Origin of the sequence: Shewanella sp. SW1 (assembly GCF_025653545.1) — a bacterium.
Taxonomy (GTDB): Bacteria; Pseudomonadota; Gammaproteobacteria; order Enterobacterales; family Shewanellaceae; genus Shewanella; species Shewanella oncorhynchi.
Genome location: NZ_JAKKSG010000044.1, coordinates 1 through 4,373, shown reverse-complemented (window position 1 = coordinate 4,373; position 4,373 = coordinate 1). Strand labels below are relative to the sequence as shown.

4 protein-coding genes, 4 tRNA genes and 1 rRNA gene are annotated in these 4,373 nt (G+C 45.4%); 8 read left to right on the top strand and 1 reads right to left on the bottom strand.

The genetic code is table 11. The features are described 5' to 3' along the window. The first annotated feature begins 103 nt into the window (after positions 1-103). The 3 genes from rrf to birA all read left to right on the top strand — a co-directional run bounded on the left by rrf (position 104) and on the right by birA (position 2,385). Positions 104-219: ribosomal RNA gene (gene rrf, locus L5M71_RS22890) — 5S ribosomal RNA — on the top strand. Positions 220-407: 188 nt separating this feature from the next. After that, complete coding sequence (murB, locus tag L5M71_RS22885; RefSeq protein WP_219252234.1) at positions 408-1,433, top strand: UDP-N-acetylmuramate dehydrogenase; 1,026 nt, start codon at positions 408-410, stop codon at positions 1,431-1,433. Next, positions 1,426-2,385, top strand: a complete 960-nt coding sequence (gene birA, locus L5M71_RS22880) for a bifunctional biotin--[acetyl-CoA-carboxylase] ligase/biotin operon repressor BirA (RefSeq protein WP_263209973.1) — start codon at positions 1,426-1,428, stop codon at positions 2,383-2,385. Before murB ends, birA begins: the two co-directional genes overlap by 8 nt. 27 nt (positions 2,386-2,412) lie before the next feature. Here the strand turns inward: birA and coaA are convergent, their stop codons facing one another. Next, entirely contained in the window at positions 2,413-3,363 is a 951-nt protein-coding gene (gene coaA, locus L5M71_RS22875) for a type I pantothenate kinase (protein WP_105251027.1), read from the bottom strand. Between the two features lie 235 nt (positions 3,364-3,598). Here coaA and L5M71_RS22870 point away from each other — a divergent pair. The 5 genes from L5M71_RS22870 to L5M71_RS22850 all read left to right on the top strand — a co-directional run. Next, a tRNA-Thr gene (locus L5M71_RS22870) sits at positions 3,599-3,674 on the top strand. Between the two features lie 8 nt (positions 3,675-3,682). Next, a tRNA-Tyr gene (locus L5M71_RS22865) sits at positions 3,683-3,767 on the top strand. A 38-nt stretch (positions 3,768-3,805) separates the two neighbouring features. Then, positions 3,806-3,879: transfer RNA gene (locus L5M71_RS22860), tRNA-Gly, on the top strand. A gap of 8 nt (positions 3,880-3,887) precedes the next feature. Then, positions 3,888-3,963: transfer RNA gene (locus L5M71_RS22855), tRNA-Thr, on the top strand. A 117-nt stretch (positions 3,964-4,080) separates the two neighbouring features. After that, positions 4,081-4,373 (top strand): GTP-binding protein (locus L5M71_RS22850; RefSeq protein ID WP_263220681.1); only part of this gene is annotated, 293 nt, incomplete at its 3' end.

The following is a 4,373-nucleotide window of genomic DNA, read 5'->3' as shown; positions in this document are numbered from 1 at the left end:
GAATACAGATACTTGATAAAGTTTGAACTCAAACAAAGCAAATCAGCTTTCCGAATTATTATTAGCGTGAGCCAGAGATGGACACGGTAATAAACAGAATTTGCTTGGTGACAATAGCCTTGTGGAACCACCTGATCCCATCCCGAACTCAGAAGTGAAACGCAAACGCGCCGATGGTAGTGTGGGGTCTCCCCATGTGAGAGTAGGTCATCGCCAAGCGCCTAATTATCTCATTGAGATGTAACCAAGCCAGCTGAATAAGCTGGCTTTTTTGCTTATGCAATTTGTTAATTGGACTGATTTTCCTGCTTTTCTCTCTGTTCTTCATCCTGCCATCTTCTCTAGCATGAGCTGCAATCCTCGCTTTTAGCAGTTACAATACGTTTTTGTCGTCATTGAACAAACACATGTCTCTATCTCATAGCCTTCAATCATTTAATTCCTTTGGTTTAGCCCAGTCTTGCGCGGATCTTGTTGAGGCGCACTCAAAAGAAGCTGTTAAGGCGATCTGTCTTCCACTATGGCAACAGCAATTGCCTATGTTGGTGCTTGGTGGCGGTAGCAATCTGGTCTTTACGGAGGACTTTAACGGCACAGTTGTCAGGATTTTATCGAAAGGAATAAAAATATCTGAAGACACAGAAGCGTTTTATCTCGATGTTGAGGCCGGTGAGAATTGGCACGAGTTAATTCAGTTTACGCTCGAGCATGGTATGTTTGGGCTGGAGAATATGGCGTTAATTCCTGGGACGGTTGGTGCAGCACCTATTCAGAATATTGGTGCTTATGGTGTTGAACTATGTGATGTGTGTGATTGGGTTGAGTATCTTGATTTACCCTCTGGTGAGTTTGTGCGCATCAGCACAGCTGAGTGTCAATTTGCTTACCGTGAGTCCATTTTCAAAGATAAATTGCGCAATCTCGCTGTAGTCACAGCTGTTGGACTGCGCTTAGCTAAACGTTGGCAACCGCGTTTGGCCTATGGTCCATTGCAATCGTTTGATCCTGCAACCGTTACAGCGCATGAGATTTTTGAGCGCGTATGCCAAGTACGAAGTGAAAAGCTTCCTGATCCCGCTGTGCTCGGCAATGCAGGCAGTTTCTTTAAAAATCCCATTGTAAGCGCGGCCTGTTATCTAGATTTAGCACAGCGTTTTCCGACGATAGTGGGCTACGCACAAGCGGATGCAACAGTGAAATTGGCTGCAGGCTGGTTGATTGAGCAAGCGGGACTGAAAGGTTTTGTGCTCGGCAATGTGGCAGTGCATGACAAGCAAGCCTTAGTGTTAGTGAATCGAGGCGGAGCAACGGGGCATGATATTTGCCGCCTAGCACTGCATGTTATTGCGCAAGTTCGGGATAAATTTGGTGTCGTGCTAGAAGCTGAACCTAGAATCATCGGGGCTAATGGCGAAGGAGATTTGCATGTCTGATCATTGGGGAAGAAAACGCCAGATATTAGCTTTATTATCTAGCGGGCAATTTGTTTCTGGCGAGCAGTTAGCCACTGAACTTGGGATTTCGCGTGCCGCAGTGAATAAGCACATCGATGCGCTAGAAACCTATGGTGTGGCAATTTATAGCGTCAAAGGTCGCGGCTATAAGTTAGCGAATCCTATTTCTTTGATTGATGCTTCACGTTTAGTGCAATCAATTGATAATCGTTGCTTTTACTTTGATGAGATAGCAAGCACCAACGGTTTTTTGCTGGACCATATTACTGAATTGAAGAATGGTGATGTGTGTGTGGCAGAGTATCAATCCGCAGGTCGTGGTCGTCGAGGCCGAACTTGGGTGTCGCCCTATGGGCATCACTTATATTTCTCGCTGTTTTGGACTTTCCCGCAGGGAATGGCGCAGGCAATGGGATTAAGTTTAGTGGTGGCCTGTACATTGGTTGAAGTGCTTAAATCTTTTGGCGTCGAGAATATTGGTGTTAAGTGGCCCAATGACATCTATTTGGATAACAAGAAGCTTGCCGGGATCTTGATTGAGATGTCGGGTCAGGCTGATAGCCAGTGCCAGCTTATCATAGGTGTTGGTGTGAATATGGCTATGTCCGAGGAGCAAGGTAAAGGTATCGATCAGCCTTGGAGTGATTTGTCAGAGTTGGTCGATATGCCTGACAAGACGGCGCTTGTTATTGCATTACAGAAGCAGCTTAAGCGTGATATTCAGTTATTTGAGCGTGAAGGATTAGCTGCATTCAAGACTCGTTGGCAAGTTGCGGACTTATTTTATGGCCGTGAAATACGTTTGCTTATGGGGGAAAAGTCTGTCGAAGGAATTTGTCGTGGCGTTGATGAGCAAGGTGCGGTATTGCTCGAAACCGCCGATGGTGTTCAAGCATTTATCGGCGGTGAAATTAGCTTAAGGGCACGCTAAGTACCCAAGAGTCAATTTTATATAAGGCTATTTGCGCATCAGCACGTGGGACATCAAATGATCCTGACCTTTCTGCAGGATCAAATGGGCCCTCTCACGGGTCGGTTGAATGTTAAGTTGTAGGTTTGGGCCATTGATTGTGTCCCAAATATTGGCGGCAATCGTATTGGCTTCATCGTCGGTTAGCGTCGAATAGTGATGAAAATAAGATTTTTTGTCACTGAATGCGCCAGAGCGGAACTGCAAGAATCGTTCTTTATACCATTGTTTCAGCAAAGGTTCTTCCGCATCGACATAAATAGAAAAGTCGACAAAATCGGAGACGAAAGGACGACGGGTATCAACGGGGGAGTCGAGTCCAGTCTGTAATACATTCAAGCCTTCTAAAATTAAGATGTCTGGCTGAGAAACGGTTTGATGCTGATTCTTAACGCGGTCATAGGTGACGTGCGAATAGATAGGGGCTTTCACATGTGGCTGACCGGATTTCACGGCGGAGATAAACTCAACCAGCATTTTCATATCGTAACTTTCTGGAAATCCCTTACGCTGTAAGAGTCCTTTACGTTTTAAGTCCGCCAGAGGATACAAAAAACCATCTGTTGTCACCAAATCAACTTTTGGGTGTTCAGGCCAGTGTCGTAGTAAAGCTTGCAAAATACGTGCTGTGGTGCTTTTCCCGACGGCGACACTACCAGCAATACTAATGATGTAAGGACTTTTTGATGGTTTTTGACCGAGGAATTCATCAACCACTAAGCCTCGTTGTTGCTTAGCTTTAACGATCAAATTCAGTAGCCGGCTAAGGGGAAGATAAATATCGGTCACTTCCGATAAGGAAATCTTTTCATTTATGCCTCTAAGGTTCTCCAAGTCTTGCTCACTCAGTGTCAACGGCACTGAATCTCGTAACTCAGACCATTGCAGGCGCTCGAAGGCGAGATAGAGTGCTTTTTGAATTGAATTTTTAGAAGTCATTGGCTTTCCTCAGCTTAGGAAAGGCACAGTACACTATGAGATTATTTGGAACAATACTAAATGGGTGATTGCAGTCGTGTTTCCGTTACCGTTTGATGTATTCGCTGTTTAATTGGCCGTCAAAGTTGCATAACGTGTAAAAAAACACCGTTCAAGCGTTTTTTTTACGTAAATAGGCGTTTTTTACTTGCACTTGGGAGCGCATTTACCTAATATCCCGTTCCGAAATGATAATGCCGGCATAGCTCAGTTGGTAGAGCAACTGACTTGTAATCAGTAGGTCCCGAGTTCGACTCTTGGTGCCGGCACCATTTTCTGTGGAGGGGTTCCCGAGTGGCCAAAGGGATCAGACTGTAAATCTGACGGCTCAGCCTTCGAAGGTTCGAATCCTTCTCCCTCCACCACTTTTTTCTAGGTAGTTAGGTAGCCTTAGTTAGGTTGCGCGGACATCGTATAATGGTATTACTCCAGCCTTCCAAGCTGATAACGCGGGTTCGATTCCCGCTGTCCGCTCCAAATTAGTTGCTGATATGGCTCAGTTGGTAGAGCACACCCTTGGTAAGGGTGAGGTCGGCAGTTCGAATCTGCCTATCAGCACCAGCCTCTCTAAATTTAGCTCCTACGCCTAAACATAATCGGTTCGATGTCATTTTAATGCATCGGATTTTTTCTATATGTTAGTTTTCATCACCAAGAATCTTGGACTGAGGCATTACCATGGCTAAAGCTAAATTTGAACGTATTAAGCCCCATGTAAACGTGGGCACCATTGGTCACGTTGACCATGGTAAAACCACACTGACTGCAGCTATCTCTCACGTACTGGCTAAGACCTACGGTGGCGAAGCTAAAGACTTCTCTCAAATCGATAACGCTCCTGAAGAGCGTGAGCGCGGTATTACGATCAATACCTCTCACATCGAATATGACACGCCTTCACGTCACTACGCACACGTAGACTGCCCAGGCCACGCTGACTATGTTAAAAACATGATCACTGGTTCACTGGT

What these genes read in the sequence shown, in the direction of transcription:
- murB (WP_219252234.1), top strand. Translation starts at nt 408, where the DNA reads ATGTCTCTATCTCATAGCCTTCAATCATTTAATTCCTTTGGTTTAGCC.
- birA (WP_263209973.1), top strand. Translation starts at nt 1,426, where the DNA reads ATGTCTGATCATTGGGGAAGAAAACGCCAGATATTAGCTTTATTATCT.
- coaA (WP_105251027.1), bottom strand. Translation starts at nt 3,363, where the DNA reads ATGACTTCTAAAAATTCAATTCAAAAAGCACTCTATCTCGCCTTCGAG.